The sequence below is a fragment of the Psychrobacter sanguinis genome, from assembly GCF_020736705.1.
Classification (GTDB): Bacteria; Pseudomonadota; Gammaproteobacteria; order Pseudomonadales; family Moraxellaceae; genus Psychrobacter; species Psychrobacter sanguinis.
Map to the genome: position 1 here is coordinate 2,036,783 of NZ_CP085990.1, position 17,898 is coordinate 2,054,680.

The following is a 17,898-nucleotide window of genomic DNA, read 5'->3' on the forward strand; positions in this document are numbered from 1 at the left end:
TAAAAATATAATAATTAAGAAGATCTTATGACTACTGATTCTGACAATATTCAAAAAGTTAAAGTACTTTCCAAAACCACTTGGACCCCAAATTTATTCAGCTTTACCGTCACTCGTCCTGACAGCTTTAAGTTTACTGCAGGGCAGTTCGTACGTTTAGGGGTAAATCCTAGCCGTTTAAAGTATCATCAAGACCAACCTAATTCAGAGGCAGCAGACGAAGATATTTATCGAGCCTACTCAATCGTGTCTTCTCCTTACGATGAAACGTTAGAGTTTTTCTCAATTGTGATTCCAGACGGTGCATTTACCTCGCAGTTACAGCACTTGCAGGTCGGTGATGAGCTGTTATTAAATACCACTCCGTTTGGCTTCTTAACTTTGGCCCGTTATCAAGAACCTTTACCCAAGGATTTATGGCTGTTGGCCACCGGTACTGGACTGGCACCATTTTTATCTATGCTACAAGATTTAAAGACGTGGGAAGATTATGAGCATATAATTTTGGCCTATAGTGCACGTAATCAGCAAGAGTTAGCCTACGTTGACCGTATTAAAACTCTAGCAGAAGATTTTGGCGGTTTGGTTGAGTCACCGGCTAAATTCACATTTATCCCTATCGTGACGCGTGAAGAGGTAGAAGGCGCGCTAACTAAGCGCTTGCCTGAATTATTATTAAGTGGTGAGTTAGAGAATTTTGCTGGACAGAAACTAGCGACAGAGCATACGCATATTATGTTATGCGGCAATCCAGAAATGGTTGAAGACACCAAAGAGACGTTAAAAGACATGGGTCTGGTTATGAACCGCCGCGGAGTTGGTAATATTGCGGTTGAAAACTATTGGTAGCAGTGGCGTATTAAACTGCAATTTAACGCAAAACCATAGATTTAAAGCAATGCCCATTAATATATTAATATTAATGGGCATTTCTATATTGATATATAACTAGGTTAAGTCCTAGGTTTGGCCTAATTTTTATTGAGGAGCATCAGATTGATTTTCTGGTGCGGCATCTTGAAAAGCCTTTAGGGTATGACAGTGGGCATCAATGGCTAAAATATTGGGATAAGGGGTCAAGTCTACTTTAAAGCGTCGTGCCGAATACACTTGAGGGATCAGATAACAATCTGCAAGCGTGGGTTGGTTGCCATAACAAAAGCTGCCTCTATGCTTATCTTGCGCTAGTAGTTTTTCTAAAGCGCTAAATCCTTCCATGATCCAACGTTGGCACCATTTCAAAACCACAGCTTCATCTGCATTAAGCTCAGAGCGCAGATATTGCAATATTCGGCGGTTATTGAGAGGATGGATATCACAGCCTATCATAGCACTCAAAGCGCGGACTTTAACTTTGCCAACAACATCTTTAGGCAGTAAAGGAAATTGTGGATAGGCTTCATCTAACCATTCTAATATCGCAGGGCTTTGAAACATTACTAGATCGTCTACTTCTAAAACAGGCACCAAACCTTGTGGGTTAATTGTCTTAAAAGCCGCCTGTAATTGTTCATCTTTAGCAAGATTAATCGAGACACAGTCATAATCTAATTGCTTTAAATTCATAGCAATACGAGTGCGATGTGAGGTACCACTGCGGAAGTATCCATAGAGTTTCATAATCACATTTCCTTATGAGGATGTTAAATAGAGATATAATCGTTATAATCAGCCACATATACTATTTAGCATAGCAGGTAATTGTTTCATGTCTTCTTCTCAAGCAACAGACTCAAATAAACTTCAAAGTGGGGTGCAGTCACTCGAAATTGGCCTCACTGTGTTGGATGTTCTTATCGAACAAAATGAGCCGATGATGTTGAAAGAGATTGCCCACGCTGTCGACATGCATCCGGCTAAAGTTCACCGCTATTTGGTTAGCTTAGTTCGTAAAAACTATGCCAAACAAATAGAAGATGGCCGCTATGCACTCGGTGCTCGAGTTAACTCACTAAGCTATAGTGGGCTCAATCAAAAAAATATGCTTGAGCAACTGAATGCGGTAGCAGTTGAGATAAAAAATACCACGCAGTTGAGTGTACAAATAGCCAAATGGTTTAAAGAGGGACCAGTCGTTATTCACTCTGTTGAGTCTGATACGCCAGTGAGTATTATCACTCGTATTGGTTCTCGCATGCCATTAACCACTTCAGCAACCGGCCGGTTATTTGCCAGTATGCACAATGAAAACCGTATTAAATCCTTAGCCAATGCCGAATGGCTAGCCAGTAATGCTGATACAGACATCGACGATAAATGGGAACTTTATGAGCAAATGCTGGCCAATATACGCAGTCAAGGCTATGCCACCGTAACGGGTGATATGTTAATGGGCATCAGTGCTATTAGTCTTCCAATACATGGGGTACCGGTAGCTACTGATAGCGGGCAACAGGTCTATCTCTCTACCGAATATGCCATGACAGTCATTGGTACCACAGAACAGCTGCCTAAGGATAAGACGCAGCAGCTGGTCGAAACCATTAAGCGAATAATGTATAGGCATTTAATCGATGGCATTTAGTCGATTAATTGACTAAGTTTAAGCTTAATCCAGACTGTGATAGGCCAAGTATAGAGGAGTATACAGGTCGACCATAGCTACTATTCACCAAGGGGTGCGTTGTCTTTAATGTCAGCCAACTCCTCACTGTGTAAAAAGTGGGTGTGGGTTGGTGCACGTTTGGTTTTTGACCATGCTTCTATCATGTCCTTTTTCATATCTTCGGTAATCAAGGATACCTTTTGCTCGGAATTAACATCATCATAAGTGAGTTCTAAGCGGTGTCCGTTAGGATCAAAGAAGTATATTGAGTGAAAAATACCATGGTTGGTTACGCCAACCACATCGATGCCATTGGCCTCAAGTTGGGCTTTGGCTGCCAATAATGTGGGCTCATCTTTAACTTTGAGTGCTAAGTGTTGGACCCAGTTTGGGGTATTGGGGTCAAAGCCCATCTCTGGCTGATTGGGTAGCTCAAAAAAAGCCAGTACGTTACCATTTCCAGCATCTAAAAAGACATGCATGTAAGGGTCATAGGCTTTCGTAGAAGGAACATAATCTTCTGCAAAAGCCAAAACAAAGCGCATGTTTAAATTCTTTTGATACCACTCAACTGTTTGCTTGGCATCCTTGCATCGATACGCAACATGATGAATCTTTTCTATTGCAAAACTCATATCAAAATCCTTTTGATGAGAGGGTTCTAATAAATTTAATGGGAGCCATATGCGATGGCTAATTTGAAAAATCAAATTCTAGGGCAGGTAATACTTTGCCACGAACCTCCCCAAAACCAACGCGTACGCCCTCTTTTTCACTGTACCCTTTCATAATCACTGTATCGCCATCTTCAATAAAGGTTCTAGTTTCTCCCTTACCTACTGCTACAGGCTTGGTTGCATTCCAAGCAATTTCAAGCATTGAGCCATAAGATTCAGGGGTAGGGCCAGATATGGTGCCTGAACCCATTAGATCTCCAACTTGGACTGCACAACCAGTGATAGTGTGGTGGGTAAGCTGCTGAGCCATCGACCAGTACATATATTTAAAGTTAGTCTCACAAACTACCGTAGGTTGATCCGACTTTTCGGTTAACAGCTCAACAGATAAGTTAATGTCGTAAGTGTTTTTAGTTTTACTTTCACGCAGGTACGCCAATGGCTCAGGCGACTGCTCCGGTACTGAGGTTTTAAAGGGTTCAAGCGCCTCTAAAGTTACCACCCAAGGTGAGATAGACGATGCAAAGGTCTTGGCATTAAACGGTCCTAAAGGGACATATTCCCATTTTTGTATATCACGAGCAGACCAATCGTTTAGCAAGACCATACCGAAGATGTGTTCCCACGCATCGTCAATAGAGATAGGTTGACCAATATGGTTTGGCTTACCCACAACAAAAGCGGTTTCAAGCTCAAAGTCTAGGCGGCGACACGCTGAAAAAATAGGGCGTTCATCAGGGTTGGGCTTAAGCTGACCTGATGGGCGAATCACATCTTGACCGCTTACGATCACCGTGCTGGCACGTCCGTTATAACCCACCGGAAGTTCCGTCCAGTTAGGTAATAAGGCATTGTTAGGATCGCGGAACATAGTGCCAACGTTGGTGGCATGCTCTTTTGATGAATAGAAATCGGTATAGCCAGGGACGTGTAAGGGAAGGTGCAAACTTACCGCTGATTGATTAAATAAGGCCTTTTGCTTTAACGCCTCATTGTCACGCAAGGTAGCGTTATCAGCAGAAAGTAAGTCTTGAATCGTGCGGCGTGCTGTAGACCAGTTTTGACGTCCTGACTCGATAAAACTGTTTAGGGTAGGTTGATCAAAGTAAGAGGCACCTGTTAGTTTAAGCAATCCTGCTTCTTCAAGTGCGGCTAAATCTAGCACCTTATCACCAATAGCTACCCCGACACGCCGTCTGCCTTCTGGGGTTTCACTAAAAATACCGTAAGGTAAGTTATGAATTGAGAAGTCACTGTCGGCAGCAACGTCAATAAAAGAAGTAAGTGTTTTGTCGATGATAGACATAGAAAATCCTTTTCTAAAGCTAAGTGGTAAACGTAATAAATCCAATTTAATTACGCTATATATAATTATTTATGAATATCGTAATTTATTAATTCTACCTTTGCAAGTGGAAAAACTCTCCTCCTGTTTAGCAAGTGTTATTTCAATACCGTTAGCTTAGTCCCTAAGGAATAACCAAAAGTAAATACCGAATACCAAGCCAATCAAGCTTATAGGCTCATTAATAGGTTTATAGCTGTATTAATCGACTTATAGGTCAGTTAGACAATCAGAATGACACTAAGTGCATTTTGGCCAGTTCATTGAAGTAATCATCAAAATAGCGTTGTAGGAATTCTTTAAATTTGAGGCTGGCAGGAGACAGGGCACGTGACGAGCGCTGGTAGATATAGAACTTACGTAGCTTTACAGGCTCTGAAAGTGGCTTCAGCACTAACCGATTGGCACTTACCCAGTCAATGACTTCGGGCATGTAGGGTAAACATAGGGTTAGACCGAAACCTTGGCGTGTCATCTCAAGCGCGGTAGACATAAAGTTAACTTTGTAAGGCGCATTTTTAATCTGATTGGCAATGTCCTCATTTAATTCTAAAGTAACATGATCTATAAAGGGCCCATTTAAGGTAATGAGCGGTTCGTCAATTAGGTCGTTCCAACTTACTTTTTTATAATCCGCAAAGCGATGTTCTTCTGGTACAACCACACAAAAAGGCAGTTCATACAGTAACTCTGCCGTTAAATTCTCATCTTCGTCTACTTCTGTTAGCTCAACACCGACGCCTAAATCGACTTCAATATTTTCGATATGCTGTAGTACATGCTCAGCTGAGCAGTCAAGTAGAGTTACATTGATATCTGGGTAGCATTTGGTAAATTGGGCAATAACTGCTGGCATAGAGGAAGCCGCAAATTGTGATACGGCGAGTCTTACTTTACCTTGAGCTAAGCTAGTTAGGCTGGAAGCCTCATTCTCAAAAAGTTGCATTTCATTCAATATGCGACGAGCTTGAGGTAAAAGGTGATGCCCAACAACAGAAAGTGACAATTGTCTGGTAGTGCGATCAAAGAGCACCACGTTCAAATTGGTTTCTAACTCTTTTATAAGTCCGCTAACAGCAGATTGGGTCAAATGCATTTTATCGCTAGCCCGAGTAAAACTGCCTGTTTCAGCAACGTTTATAAAAGCATTAAGTTGGCGTAGGGTGACATTCATAGGAAAACCTTATAAATAAATCATAAAATACGATTAGTCTTATAAATAAAGCTACTCTAATATAAATAACAGGTCAACTATTGTTGATTAATGTTTGTTGTTCCTAATAAAGCTATGTTATTCCTCGATATGAGAGATGGATAGACAGTCGAGAATAATGCTTTTGTCAGTGTCTGGCTAAGTGCAATGTCAATAAGTATTGGGCATGACACAGGTATTGGCTTGAAAAATACGGAACCCTATAAAATTAAGGATGATTTAAAATGACAGATTTATTTGAAAACCCTATGGGATTGTGTGGTTTTGATTTTGTAGAATTTGCCTCTCCACAACCCGAGCTAGTAGAAGCATTGTTTGAAAAGCTAGGTTTTACCCATGTTGCCAATCACCGTTCAAAAGATGTTGCCTTATATCGTCAGGGTGACATTAATCTTATCTTAAACCGAGAGCCTAAGAGTCATGCCAGCTACTTTGTAGAAGAGCATGGTCCAGGTGCCTGCAGCATGGGTTTTCGGGTTCAAGACTCTCGTAAAGCTTACAAACGAGCCTTGGAAATGGGGGCTCAGCCTGTTGAGGTGCCTGCTGGCATTATGGAGCTAAAGCTACCGGCTATTAAAGGTATTGGCGGCTCATTGATTTATTTAATTGACCGCTTTGAAGAGGGCAGTTCGATTTATGATATTGATTTTGAGTTCTTACCAGGTGTCGATAAGCACCCTAAAGGATTTGGCTTTAAAGTGATCGATCACTTAACTCATAATGTTTATCGAGGACGCATGGCCTATTGGGCTAACTTTTATGAACGTATTTTTAACTTTCGTGAAATTCGCTATTTTGACATCAAAGGAGAATATACCGGCCTAACCAGTAAAGCAATGACCGCCCCAGATGGTAAGATTCGTATTCCTTTAAATGAAGAGGCACGTCAAGGAGGGGGGCAAATTGAAGAGTACCTGATGCAGTTTAATGGTGAAGGTATTCAGCATATTGCGCTATTGAGTGAGGATTTATTGGCCAGTATTGATCAGTTAAAGCAAGCAAGTATACCGCTGATGACTGCACCCAAAGATACCTATTATGAGATGTTAAGCGAACGGTTACCTGGGCATGGTGAGACTGTATCGGAGCTGCAAAGTCGAGGCATTTTATTAGATGGTACGACAGAGGGAGAGACACCGAGGTTGCTGCTACAGATTTTCTCAGAAACCATACTAGGCAGCCCTGTATTCTTCGAATTTATCCAGCGCAAGGGTAATTATGAAGAGGGTTTTGGGGAAGGTAATTTCAAAGCTTTGTTTGAGTCTATAGAGCGTGATCAATTACGCCGTGGCGCATTAGAAACAGGCATTACTGAGTGCGACGATAACAATACGCCTGCGACTGCCTAGGGATTAAGTTTAAGTATTGAATGTTTTTTAAGTATTGAATGTTTACTGTTATTCAGTCAATACCCAATACCAATAACTGAGTCAGGTAAACGGACTTTGTCTGACTCACATAATCCGAATCACATAAGCCCAGTCACATAGTTACTAAACCGCATTTACCGCAACTGATAGGGTGCTAAAGTGAAACGGATTAGAGTTTTTGAACACACTATTTTTAGTGGTTGTAACCCGTCATTGATACAAGGAAAGCTGGCATGGAACGCACCGCTTTAACCAGAAAATCATCCTCGATTCGATATGATAGCCCACCAACTAAACTGCAGAACAAAAAGCCCTATGTTTCGCATACTCCTGATATGAATGGGGTTATAGATTACAGTCAAGATGAGCATCATATCTGGCAGACACTGTTAAGTCGTCAAGCCAAGCAAATACCTGATCGGGCCTGTCCTGAATATCTTGAAGGACTAGATATTCTTAACCTACCAAAAGAAAAAATACCTCAGTTGGCTAATATTGATGAAGTACTACAAGCAACGACAGGTTGGCAAACCGAAGCAGTACCTGCCTTAATCAGCTTTGGTCATTTTTTTAAACTATTGGCCAATAAAAAATTTCCAGTGGCGACCTTTATACGCCGTGCCGAAGATATGGATTATATTCAAGAGCCCGATATTTTTCATGAAATTGTGGGCCATTGTCCATTATTAACCCATCCAGCATTTGCTGCTTTTAATGAAGCCTACGGCAAGTTAGGACTCGAAGCCAGTAAAGAGGAAAGAGTGTTTCTAGCACGCATGTACTGGTTCACCATTGAATTTGGATTGGTAGGGAGTACACCGTCAGAGCGCAGAATTTATGGAGGGGGCATACTAAGCTCTCCTTCAGAGACTATTTATGCCTTAAGTGGTGACCCTGAGTACCGTGAATTCGATTTGATTGATGTGCTGCGCACCCCGTATCGAATTGATCATATCCAGCCCATTTATTATGTGATTGATGACTTGGACAGATTGTTTGATATTGCTAATAGTGATGTGAGGGGTTATGTCAAAAAAGCCATGTCGTTAGGGTTGTTCGAGCCGGTATATTAAAGTCCAGAACACTGAAAGGTTTTGCAAACCCCTCTGCAATCGACAAAAGTCAAAATATTTAAATAACGATTTAATAACCTATATCAAAGGAATTTATTATGAGCATATTATCTCAAGCGAGCTGTGAAGCTTGTCGTATCGATGCCCCAAAAGTAACTCAAGATCAATCTAGCGAACTAATGAAACATATTGCAGCTTGGTCGTTGATTGAAATAGAAGGTATCGAACAGCTACAGCGTGTTTATAAGTTCAAAAACTTTATGGCAGGCATGGCATTCGCCAACAAATTGGCTGAAATTAGCGAAGCAGAAGGCCACCACCCCGGTATTTTGATAGAGTGGGGTAAGGTAACAGTAAACTGGTGGTCGCATAGTATTAAGGGGCTACATCAAAATGACTTTGTTATGGCGGCTAAGACCGATGTGTTATTTGAACAATAAGCATGAGGCCAGATACTAAACGTTTTTTGATGCAAATGGATTTTAAAGTAACGGCAACATAAGGATGTGTTATGCCTCCACAAATATTAACTCAGGTCACGCCAAAGCTGGCCTTTTTACTTTCTATTTTAATTATTGCCATTATGGGTGTGACCATGATTGGCTTTGGCTGGGTGCCACACTTATCTTTGATATTAGCTATTTGCTTTTTATTGGCAGTGGGTCTGTTTAAAGGTCTAAGTTTTGAGGACATGCAGACCCAAATGGCGACTGGTGTGATGCGCGGTATAGGGGCTATTTATCTATTTTTCTTTATTGGTCTGCTGGTAGCCGCACTGATGATGTCTGGTGCTATTCCGACAGTCATGTACTTTGGCTTTGAGATTATCTCACCACAGTTTTATTATATTTCCGCCTTTATTTTGACCTCGGTCATTGGTATTGCATTGGGCAGTAGTTTAACCACTGTGGCAACCCTAGGTGTGGCTTTTATAGGTATGAGCCATGCATTTGATGCGAATGTAGCAATTGCAGCTGGTGCGATTGTGTCAGGTGCATTTTTTGGCGATAAAATGTCGCCTTTATCAGATACTTGTACCATTGCAGCGTCTGTTGTGGGTATTGATCTATTTGAGCACATTCGAAATATGATGTATACCACCGTGCCTGCTTGGATAATCACCGCCTTGTTATTTTGGTTTTTATCTGGCAATACCACGACGTCAGACTTAAGCCAAGTGACCGCATTACAAGGTCAGCTAATAGACAGTGGGCTAGTGCATGGTTACGCCGTATTACCCTTCTTGGTATTAATCATTTTGGCGGTGTTACGAGTCAATGCAATCTATACTATTATCTGCACCATTATCGCAGCATTGATCGTGACTTACCTGCACAGCTCACCAGACATTGGGCAGTTAGGAGGTTATTTCTTTCAAGGCTATCATCCAGCCGAGAATTTAGATCTAGGTGACGTCGGTGGTATTCTGTCTCGCGGCGGGGTGAATAGTATATTTTTCACCCAAACTATCGTTATCTTAGCATTAAGCTTGGGCGGGCTGTTGACTACTTTGGGTATTTTACCAGCATTGTTGTTAGGCATTGAAGACAGCCTTAACACTAGCGGGCGTGCTATTGCCGCAGCAGCGATGTCAGCGCTTGGTATTAACGTATTGATTGGTGAGCAGTACTTGAGCTTACTGTTGTCAGGTACGGCATTTAGACCAGTGTTTGAACGATTGAATTTGCATCCTAAAAACTTATCGCGAACGTTAGAAGATGCCGGGACAGTTATTAACCCACTGGTACCTTGGAGTGTGTGTGGTGTATTCATCAGTCAGGCATTGGGCGTACCTGTGCTTGATTATTTACCTTATGCTTTCTTCTGTTATCTGTCTTTCTTATTGACCATTTTATTTGGTTATACAGGCATTACCATTTCAAAAACAGTTGAGAAGTAGCTTTATTATTATAAGTATAGATAAAAATAAAAAGCCCCTATCATAATGAGTAGGGGCTTTCTTATAAGATAGCGGGTTAGGCTCTACGTTTTATTCTTGACTGGGACTAATAGCATCACTAATCGGATTGGTCGGACCTTTTAACAGTTCAGGCTCGTCATCAGGGGTGATAATGTCTTCGATGCTGTTGTTATTCAATAAGTCGCGCACATTAACTTTAGTTTTTAAAAGCATCTGTTGCTCTTCTAGCAATGCGTAATTTACCTGTACCTTATGCAGCGTACTGATAATTTTCTTATTACGTTTCAACCAGCGGTTGATGTCCAAATAAATAATATTGTCCTTAGGTCGGGCAATATTAATTTTACTCAGAATAAAGCCTAAAGGATCTTTCTTTAGCACACTGTGGTAAAACCAGATAACAAACTTAATGCCGCTACGTTTCAAAAAGGAATCACATCGCAGATTAAGGACATCAGTATTGGTTTTTTGAGCAAAAACAAAGCGCTGAACATCTCGATCAATCTGCACATGCACCAAACCAAAATTACTGGCCACTTCAGCGTAAACGCCAGAAATTTCTAGGGTACAAAATAATCTGAACCAATCATCATGCAACTCGACTCTAATCTCTAAAATCTGCGAAACGTTATCTGTAACGAACTTTTTTAAAGCCGCATTAACTTGATCTTGGCTTACCGGTAATGAAAACTCATCGTCGATAGTATCCGCAGCCTTATCATAGACAGTTTTTACTTTGCCAGTCACATACGACCAAAGCTCTGAAATGTTAAGCTTCAATCCGTCATCAAAATCATCGTAAGAGTTATTTGAGTTAGCGTTAATAGCTTGCTGATTTTGTTGCACGTAAATTCCTCTTAATATTGGCGGCAGCGCTTAGACTTAAATAGCAGTTCTTAAACATCATTATAAATAGCTAGTCTTGACTAACAGGTCTTAAATACCAGGTAATACAGTATTTTATGATTTTATCGACACAGCATCCGAGTACTCAAAATAAAGACTCAATTAAAACTCGTAAAGTAGACCAACCGTCGTGGTGTAATCTACCCGGTCTTTAACCATAGGGCTATCACGTTGTTCATCTGCTAAGAAATTAACCGATTGCCCTAAGAATAAATCCCAGTCTTTATTGATATTATAAGTAGCATTAACGCTGATATAAGGACTGATACTTGAGTCGGGCTTATAGACTTCTAAATTGGTCTTATCCGCCTCTTTTTGACTGATACCATAATAGTATTCGTTGTAGTTGCTATTAACCCATTCCAAGCCAGCACTAGGATAAATGGTCCATTTACCAGGGGTTAACTTGCCAAGGTACGTCAATCGAGCGATGGTGCCGTCACTGCGTCCTAACACATCAGTAGAAACTTGCGCACGAAATCCACCAATTGGAGTAGTGCGCATATAACTTGCGCCTACTAAACCTGACCATTTTCTTTCGTCAAGATTGGCTAAGTCACCTTTGGCATCATCAGGATCAAATGACGAGCCGCCAGGTTGTACAAATGCTAAAACCTCATTACTGCCATCATCTACCAGATAAGTACCAATTTGGCTGCCACGTGCATAATACTTGTCATTATCAAAAAATAAGCTGGGTAAAACAGACACATCGCCATCATCAATGTCATAAGCGGTGTTATTAATTCTGACGTTAACCCCCAATTGCACCCCTAATTTATCTGTAGAGTCAGTGGCCATCTCAGGCGCAATAGTCTGTGCTTGAGCCATATTTGACCCTAAGGTTAGCATCCCTGAAGATAGGGTAACTGTTGCGGTATTAAGCAGTTTTTTTGCTGTGATTTTCATTTCAATACTCTTTTTTGGTTAGGGGTCTAAAGCAAGAAGGGGGATAACCCCAGCCAAATTAACTATAGCCCTATCTGTAGATGTAAGTCTAGCCATAACTTATAAAATATAAGCGCAATAATAGCAAAAATTAACCACGGTAAGGCTTTAAATGAAACTTTATTATGGGTAGCTGAATAACGATAGCCAAGCATAATGCCTACTGCCAAAATAGCACCGGTTAGGGCGCCGCCAATATGTCCTGCATTATCAATACCAGGAACCGCAAAGCCATACATAAGATTAATGCCCATGATAATGGCCAAACTTTTCAGCTGTGGATTACCACCTTTTGCCGGAAAGTTAAGTAAGGTCTTTTTAAGTAGTTCAACCATAAGCAGGGCCATGCCGATACCCATGATACCGCCTGACGCACCTGCTGAAATGCCAGGAGCTCCTTCGTTATGGAATATTTGCCACAACGTCACATAGCTGTTAAGTAGGTTACCGCCAACAGTGGAGAGTAAAAATAAAAGTAGGAACTTAACTGAGCCAAAGGTCACTTCTGCCACTTGGCCAAAGTAATACATAGCAAAACAGTTAAATAGTAAATGCATTAGACCTATGTGCAAAAATCCGCTACTGACCAAACGCCAAGGCTCGTAACCGATGGTGTAAGGCAAAGCATTGGCTCCCCACTTAAGTAAATCCTCTAAGCTGGGCTGATTGATATCGACGCCTGTGGCTACTTGGATCACAAATAGAGCAACAAAGCTAAGCAGTAATAAGGCGGTCACCGGGGCACGGCTAACCAATTCTTTAATAGGCATAATAAATTTTAATGATAAAAGATGGCGCTATTTTAGCATAGCTAAAGCCATAGTATAGCCACCTAGCTGTTATCGTCATAAGCGAGATATAAAAGTACGTCTTTAACTTTGATAAGCTTACTAGAGGCGTGCATGTACTCGGTTGCCTTGCTCTTAATTTAGCTGCCTATGACTATATATTTATCAGCTATAGTGGGCGAACCTATAAATAGTTACAGTACTAATCTCGCTAAGCCTACTGTAGTAATAACTGCACTCGGTTGCCTGGTAACATATTTAAAGTTCTTTGACTATAAGATGTACGCCAGCCAGAATCTCAACCAGAATAAATAAGCACGCAAAAAAATACCGGTCAAAGCAGCGACTAAAGCCAAGCTCAACCGGTTTTTTAAGTGATTTGCTATTCAATACTGAATAACAATTCATTTAGGGCATCAAAAGTATTGAGTTAAGCTATCAATACATTAAGTTAAACTATTAAGGTATTAACCCCAACGAATAGGCGCTACTTGAGGAATAGAGGTTTTTAGATACTCATAAGTGCCTTTTACCAAGATATCGTCAGTGACATTATTAATATTGGTATGACCGCAGAATGCCATGGTGATATCGCACTCGTTATATAAGATTTCTAACGCACGGCGTACCCCATCTTCACCATAAGCCCCTAAACCATATAAGAAAGAACGACCAATCATGGTGCCTTTAGCACCTAGGGCGATGGCTTTAAGTACATCTTGTCCTGAGCGAATACCACTGTCTAGCCATATTTCAATGTTGCTGTTTTCAGCTTGTACCGCTTGTACAATATCAGCAAGACAGGCGATTGAAGAGGGCGCGCCATCTAATTGACGACCCCCATGGTTAGAGACGACCAAAGCATCTGCTCCGCTTCGAGCGGCCATTACCGCATCTTCAGGTTCCATAATACCTTTGATGATAAGCTTACCGCCCCACATGTCTTTAATACGTGCCACATCCTCCCAGCTTAAGCTAGGGTCAAACTGCTCAGAGGTCCATGAAGACAAAGAAGACAAATCGCCCACACCTTTAGCGTGGCCCACGATGTTACCAAAAGTACGACTTTTAGCACCTAGCATATTAAAGCACCATTCAGGCTTAGTCATTAAGTTCAGGATATTGGCAAGTGTTGGCTTAGGCGGCGCTGATAGGCCATTCTTAATATCTTTATGACGCTGTCCTAACACCTGTAAGTCGGCAGTCAGGATTAACGCTGAGCAATTGGCAGCTTTAGCACGGCGAATAAGATTGGCCATGAAGTCTTGGTCACGCATCACATAGAGCTGAAACCAAAAAGGATGGTTGGTATATTCCGCCACATCTTCGATAGAGCAGATACTCATAGTAGACAATGAAAATGGCACCCCAAAGTCTTTAGCAGCCTTGGCAGCATGCATCTCACCATTGGCCCACATCATGCCGGTAAAGCCAGTAGGTGCAATGGCAATCGGCATTTTGACATCTTCACCGATCATCTGGGTGGCAAGGCTACGATTGTCCATATCGACCAAAACCCGTTGACGCAGTTTAATACGGTCAAAGTCGGTTTCGTTATTGCGATAAGTGGTCTGCGTCCATGACCCAGAGTCAACATAATCATAGAACATACGAGGCACTTTACGCTCAGCTATTCTGCGTAAATCTTCAATTTCAGTGATTTTTGATAAATCTTTCATGGTAATACACTCATCTGATGTGGGCATCGAGCGATGCCCTAGGGCTAATGGAAATTGCGTAAGTTAAATACTTGAGCTTTTAGAAGCAGCCGACTTACTGGTAACAGACATCACTGTCAAGAACAGGATTGGCCATATGACGGCTAACAACCACCAAATAGCACCACCAAAGATAACCGCCATGCCTAAAAACCCAGCTTGGACCACATAGTAGGTCATGGCCACCAAGGTTTTACGGATGACGTAGCCTTCTTTATTGACTAGTCCCACTACCGCACACGCAGCCACCACATTATGTACTGAAATCATATTGCCAGCCGCACCACCGATGGCCTGTAAAGCCACAACTTGAGCAGCGAGGTCAGTATTTAGTCCGATTTGACTGGCTGTTGACCATTGAAAATAGGAGAACATCATATTACTAATGGTGTTTGACCCAGCTATGAAAGCACCCATTGCACCAATCCAAGGTGAAACCAATGGCCACGTTTCATGAAAAGCTCCTGCCGCACTTTGTGCTAATAAGATAGGCATAGCTGGTAAATCGGTGGCAACCTCAATACTTGACCCAGAGTTAATAAATACTTGAACCATCGGGACAGACAATAATAATGCAGGTGCCGCGGCAACCATGGTTTTTGCTGAGACTGACCAACTGCGTTTGACTTGCCCTGTATTCATGCCGTAAAGCCATATGCACAATAAAGAGGTAATGATTAAAATAGTGCCTGGTGAATAAAGCAATTGCACTTTACTAGAGATGTCAGTGCCAAATAAGTTACTAAAGACAATCGTAGTAGAATCACCTGTTAAGAATGTCTGCAGAGGCTCAATAACACGGGTGATAATCAATAGACCAATTACGATAGCATAAGGAGAGAAGGCTCGTAAAACTGAAAACTTTGGGGCCACGCTGTTATCAAAATCTTCTTGTGCCAAAGTACCTAACCAATCTTGGTCCCAGCTTTCTCTAGGGCCAAAATCGAAAATCTCTTTGGGCATTAAAAAACCGCGCTTGGCTGCTGGAACGATAATGAGTAAACCAATAAAGCCGCCGACCAGTGAAGGGAATTCAGGCCCTAGATATTTGGCGACTAAGTAGTAGGGAAGGGTAAAACAAATACCAGCAAAAAGAGCGAATGGCCATACTTTCAACCCTTCAACGAATGATTTTTTCTCACCGAAGAAGCGGGTTAAAAAAGCACTTAAAATGAGAGGGATTAAAACCCCGATTAAGGCGTGAAATAGACCGACATTAGCGGTAATTTGTAATAAATAATCTGAGATAGATAAGGGTTGAATAGAATCAGCCAAGTCCTGTTTGTTATCAATGCCCGACCAAACCCCAAGTAATAAAGGTGTACCAACTGCTCCGAAAGAAACCGGAGTAGATTGAATGATCAACACCACCATAACGGCCGCCATTGCTGGGAACCCTAGTGCTAATAATAAGGGTGCGCCAACCGCTGAAGGGGTACCGTAACCTGATGAACCCTCAACTAAAGAGCAGAACAACCAAGCTACGATAATGGCCTGGACTCGCCGATCAGGCGTGATATCCATGAAGCCACGGCGGATAGCCAACATAGCGCCACTTTCTTTTAACGTATTGAGTAGCAAAATAGCGGAAAAAACAATAAATAAAATCGTTAGGGCAACAATAATCCCATTGGCGGTCGCAGCTGCTACTTGTGCAGCGCCGGCATGCCATACAAATAATGCCAACAAGGCGGTGACTAAATAAGAGGCAGTCATCGCATACTTAGCAGGTAGGCGTAGCACCACCAATAATATGAAAACGGTCAAAATAGGCATTAGTGCCAAAAAAGTAAACATAAAACATCCTTGTTTAACTTAGGAGTATTTGTTGGGAATAGTAGCCATTGCATTGACAACCTATAAGCACATATTTGGTTCAGATCAAATGCTCATAATTCAATCTAATAATTTGAAGCTAATAACTTAAGGTCAATAACTTAAAAATAGATGTGAGATTTAGATTTTTAATAGGGTCTTCTTAACTAAAACGGCTTAGATTGATACTTTTAAACTGAGAAATAACTCAAAGTACGACTCATGGTGTTAAAAAGAGTGAGCATTCTATTTACAATTACTGCCTAAGTAAACCATTGTTTTATTCATAGTAAGAATTTTTTATCATTGGTGTGCCATGAGGTCAGCCACAGAAAAAGGGTAGTTTATTTGTTGCGTTGGGGTCAGTACAACTGGAATCATGGTGGCAAATTGCATCATAAATTCTTCTTCAAAGTCAGCGATATCGACTTTTTCGATAGCCGTTGCCGTTACACCAGAAAATAGCCTAAGCAGATTTTCAGCTTCATCACATAAGTGGCAGCCCATCGTGCCCAATAAAAACCATGTTTTTTCAGCCTTATCGAGATCCAGCTTTAGGTGAGCTTGTTGAATAATTAGCTGACGGGTGGTGGTAATATCAGTCAAAATGTTATCCTATAGGATTCTTTCAATTAGTTTTTACTATCTGGTAGTCATTCCATTAAGTCCCTTAAGTTGACTAAGTGTTTAGTAAAGAACTTCAGAAAACACCGCTACCAGTTAGGGTCAAGTTAGTTTATCATTGTTTTAATTTTAACCGTTAGCCGAGTCAAAAATTATGACGGCAGTTTTTTCTTTTTTTAAGCGTATCTTTTGGGCACTCATGCTATTGGCAGTAGCTTTTTATGTCTCTGTTGCGGGCTTATTGTTGGTCTGGAAGACACAACCGATTAATAATAGTATGTTTATGTTGAGCCATCGTTTGGATGGGGGTGAAGTGACGCAAACTTGGGTTGAGTATGAAGACATTGCTAAGTCTGCCAAGCAAGCAGCCATTGTTAGTGAAGACTCTCGATTTGTGAGTCACAATGGTTTTGATATGGAAGGTATTGAAGCGGCAAGGAAGAAGAATGAAAGCTCAGGAACGGTTGCCGCTGGAGGGTCTACCATTACTCAGCAATTGGCAAAAAACTTGTTTTTAACTTCCCATCGCTCTTATGTACGTAAGGGGCTTGAAGCCAGTATTACGTTAATGATAGAAGGTATGTGGGATAAGCGGCGTATTTTAACAGCGTACTTAAATGTGGCTGAATTTGGTAATGGCATTTATGGTATCGAGGCTGCTTCGCAATACTATTTTAACAAATCTGCCAGTAAACTTAATCGTGATCAGTCTGCTTTATTGATCAGTATGTTGACCAATCCTAAGTATTATGAAAAGCACATGAGCAATAAGCGGTTACTTAACAAACAACGCATTATTATGCGTCGTATGAATAATGCTGTGCTACCTTAACATTCTTGTCAAATATACATGGTAAGGTAAGGCATGACAGTTGTATGATTTTGAGTGGCTATGTTTAATAGCCCTGTAAAATACATTATAGTTAATATTCGATTTGTTATACCGGCTATAAGT

General features: G+C 41.2%; 17 protein-coding genes. 7 read left to right on the forward strand and 10 right to left on the reverse strand.

Annotation, left to right across the window (positions count from 1 at the left end; genetic code table 11):
* The first annotated feature begins 27 nt into the window (after positions 1 to 27).
* Positions 28 to 849, forward strand: a complete 822-nt coding sequence (locus LK453_RS08620; protein WP_201535119.1) for a ferredoxin--NADP reductase — start codon at positions 28 to 30, stop codon at positions 847 to 849.
* 129 nt (positions 850 to 978) lie between these two features.
* On the opposite strand, the gene maiA is transcribed toward LK453_RS08620, so the two are convergent.
* On the reverse strand, positions 979 to 1,620 hold the full coding sequence (maiA, locus tag LK453_RS08625; RefSeq protein ID WP_201528779.1) for a maleylacetoacetate isomerase: 642 nt from the start codon (positions 1,618 to 1,620) through the stop codon (positions 979 to 981).
* Between the two features lie 88 nt (positions 1,621 to 1,708).
* Between maiA and LK453_RS08630 the strand changes: the two genes are divergently transcribed.
* Positions 1,709 to 2,524, forward strand: a complete 816-nt coding sequence (locus tag LK453_RS08630) for an IclR family transcriptional regulator (RefSeq protein ID WP_201535116.1) — start codon at positions 1,709 to 1,711, stop codon at positions 2,522 to 2,524.
* 80 nt (positions 2,525 to 2,604) lie between these two features.
* Here LK453_RS08630 and LK453_RS08635 read toward each other — a convergent pair whose 3' ends face one another.
* From LK453_RS08635 to LK453_RS08645, 3 genes are all read right to left on the reverse strand, one after another.
* The gene (locus LK453_RS08635; RefSeq protein WP_044298352.1) at positions 2,605 to 3,180 is read right to left on the reverse strand and encodes a VOC family protein; all 576 of its coding nucleotides are present in this window, start codon (positions 3,178 to 3,180) and stop codon (positions 2,605 to 2,607) included.
* A gap of 58 nt (positions 3,181 to 3,238) precedes the next feature.
* The gene (gene fahA, locus LK453_RS08640; protein WP_265335038.1) at positions 3,239 to 4,528 is read right to left on the reverse strand and encodes a fumarylacetoacetase; all 1,290 of its coding nucleotides are present in this window, start codon (positions 4,526 to 4,528) and stop codon (positions 3,239 to 3,241) included.
* Between the two features lie 268 nt (positions 4,529 to 4,796).
* Positions 4,797 to 5,741, reverse strand: coding sequence for a LysR family transcriptional regulator (locus LK453_RS08645; RefSeq protein ID WP_007395315.1), 945 nt, complete (start codon positions 5,739 to 5,741; stop codon positions 4,797 to 4,799).
* 263 nt (positions 5,742 to 6,004) lie between these two features.
* Here LK453_RS08645 and hppD point away from each other — a divergent pair, with 263 nt between their 5' ends.
* The 4 genes from hppD (at position 6,005) to nhaC (ending at position 10,123) form a co-directional block, all read left to right on the forward strand.
* On the forward strand, positions 6,005 to 7,129 hold the full coding sequence (gene hppD, locus LK453_RS08650; RefSeq protein ID WP_201538288.1) for a 4-hydroxyphenylpyruvate dioxygenase: 1,125 nt from the start codon (positions 6,005 to 6,007) through the stop codon (positions 7,127 to 7,129).
* Positions 7,130 to 7,383: 254 nt separating this feature from the next.
* Positions 7,384 to 8,223 (forward strand): phenylalanine 4-monooxygenase, encoded by an 840-nt coding sequence (phhA, locus tag LK453_RS08655; RefSeq protein ID WP_201538286.1) that lies wholly within the window; start codon positions 7,384 to 7,386, stop codon positions 8,221 to 8,223.
* 98 nt (positions 8,224 to 8,321) lie between these two features.
* Positions 8,322 to 8,663 carry a 4a-hydroxytetrahydrobiopterin dehydratase gene (locus LK453_RS08660; protein WP_007395312.1) on the forward strand — a complete coding sequence of 114 codons (342 nt, stop codon included), beginning with the start codon at positions 8,322 to 8,324 and terminating at the stop codon, positions 8,661 to 8,663.
* A 71-nt stretch (positions 8,664 to 8,734) separates the two neighbouring features.
* Positions 8,735 to 10,123 carry a Na+/H+ antiporter NhaC gene (gene nhaC, locus LK453_RS08665; RefSeq protein WP_007395311.1) on the forward strand — a complete coding sequence of 463 codons (1,389 nt, stop codon included), beginning with the start codon at positions 8,735 to 8,737 and terminating at the stop codon, positions 10,121 to 10,123.
* Positions 10,124 to 10,213: 90 nt separating this feature from the next.
* On the opposite strand, the gene LK453_RS08670 is transcribed toward nhaC, so the two are convergent.
* The 6 genes from LK453_RS08670 to LK453_RS08695 all read right to left on the reverse strand — a co-directional run bounded on the left by LK453_RS08670 (position 10,214) and on the right by LK453_RS08695 (position 16,925).
* Entirely contained in the window at positions 10,214 to 10,990 is a 777-nt protein-coding gene (locus tag LK453_RS08670; RefSeq protein ID WP_007395310.1) for a hypothetical protein, read from the reverse strand.
* 162 nt (positions 10,991 to 11,152) lie between these two features.
* Positions 11,153 to 11,959, reverse strand: coding sequence for a MipA/OmpV family protein (locus LK453_RS08675; RefSeq protein ID WP_007395309.1), 807 nt, complete (start codon positions 11,957 to 11,959; stop codon positions 11,153 to 11,155).
* Between the two features lie 62 nt (positions 11,960 to 12,021).
* Positions 12,022 to 12,768, reverse strand: coding sequence for a rhomboid family intramembrane serine protease (locus LK453_RS08680; protein WP_007395308.1), 747 nt, complete (start codon positions 12,766 to 12,768; stop codon positions 12,022 to 12,024).
* Positions 12,769 to 13,253: 485 nt separating this feature from the next.
* On the reverse strand, positions 13,254 to 14,465 hold the full coding sequence (locus LK453_RS08685; RefSeq protein ID WP_044298461.1) for an alpha-hydroxy acid oxidase: 1,212 nt from the start codon (positions 14,463 to 14,465) through the stop codon (positions 13,254 to 13,256).
* 63 nt (positions 14,466 to 14,528) lie between these two features.
* A complete protein-coding gene (locus tag LK453_RS08690; protein WP_201538284.1) occupies positions 14,529 to 16,301 on the reverse strand; it encodes an L-lactate permease in 1,773 nt (590 codons plus the stop codon).
* 321 nt (positions 16,302 to 16,622) lie between these two features.
* A complete protein-coding gene (locus tag LK453_RS08695) occupies positions 16,623 to 16,925 on the reverse strand; it encodes a glutaredoxin family protein (RefSeq protein WP_007395303.1) in 303 nt (100 codons plus the stop codon).
* 172 nt (positions 16,926 to 17,097) lie between these two features.
* Here LK453_RS08695 and mtgA point away from each other — a divergent pair, with 172 nt between their 5' ends.
* A complete protein-coding gene (gene mtgA, locus LK453_RS08700; protein WP_007395302.1) occupies positions 17,098 to 17,775 on the forward strand; it encodes a monofunctional biosynthetic peptidoglycan transglycosylase in 678 nt (225 codons plus the stop codon).
* The last annotated feature ends 123 nt before the right edge of the window (positions 17,776 to 17,898 follow it).

Excerpts from the sequence above, each read along its gene's own strand:
- fahA (WP_265335038.1), bottom strand. The coding sequence starts at position 4,528 with ATGTCTATCATCGACAAAACACTTACTTCTTTTATTGACGTTGCTGCC.
- nhaC (WP_007395311.1), top strand. The coding sequence starts at position 8,735 with ATGCCTCCACAAATATTAACTCAGGTCACGCCAAAGCTGGCCTTTTTA.
- LK453_RS08635 (WP_044298352.1), bottom strand. The coding sequence starts at position 3,180 with ATGAGTTTTGCAATAGAAAAGATTCATCATGTTGCGTATCGATGCAAG.
- LK453_RS08675 (WP_007395309.1), bottom strand. The coding sequence starts at position 11,959 with ATGAAAATCACAGCAAAAAAACTGCTTAATACCGCAACAGTTACCCTA.
- phhA (WP_201538286.1), top strand. The coding sequence starts at position 7,384 with ATGGAACGCACCGCTTTAACCAGAAAATCATCCTCGATTCGATATGAT.
- LK453_RS08685 (WP_044298461.1), bottom strand. The coding sequence starts at position 14,465 with ATGAAAGATTTATCAAAAATCACTGAAATTGAAGATTTACGCAGAATA.
- LK453_RS08690 (WP_201538284.1), bottom strand. The coding sequence starts at position 16,301 with ATGTTTACTTTTTTGGCACTAATGCCTATTTTGACCGTTTTCATATTA.
- LK453_RS08630 (WP_201535116.1), top strand. The coding sequence starts at position 1,709 with ATGTCTTCTTCTCAAGCAACAGACTCAAATAAACTTCAAAGTGGGGTG.
- LK453_RS08680 (WP_007395308.1), bottom strand. The coding sequence starts at position 12,768 with ATGCCTATTAAAGAATTGGTTAGCCGTGCCCCGGTGACCGCCTTATTA.
- maiA (WP_201528779.1), bottom strand. The coding sequence starts at position 1,620 with ATGAAACTCTATGGATACTTCCGCAGTGGTACCTCACATCGCACTCGT.
- LK453_RS08645 (WP_007395315.1), bottom strand. The coding sequence starts at position 5,741 with ATGAATGTCACCCTACGCCAACTTAATGCTTTTATAAACGTTGCTGAA.
- hppD (WP_201538288.1), top strand. The coding sequence starts at position 6,005 with ATGACAGATTTATTTGAAAACCCTATGGGATTGTGTGGTTTTGATTTT.
- mtgA (WP_007395302.1), top strand. The coding sequence starts at position 17,098 with ATGACGGCAGTTTTTTCTTTTTTTAAGCGTATCTTTTGGGCACTCATG.
- LK453_RS08620 (WP_201535119.1), top strand. The coding sequence starts at position 28 with ATGACTACTGATTCTGACAATATTCAAAAAGTTAAAGTACTTTCCAAA.
- LK453_RS08660 (WP_007395312.1), top strand. The coding sequence starts at position 8,322 with ATGAGCATATTATCTCAAGCGAGCTGTGAAGCTTGTCGTATCGATGCC.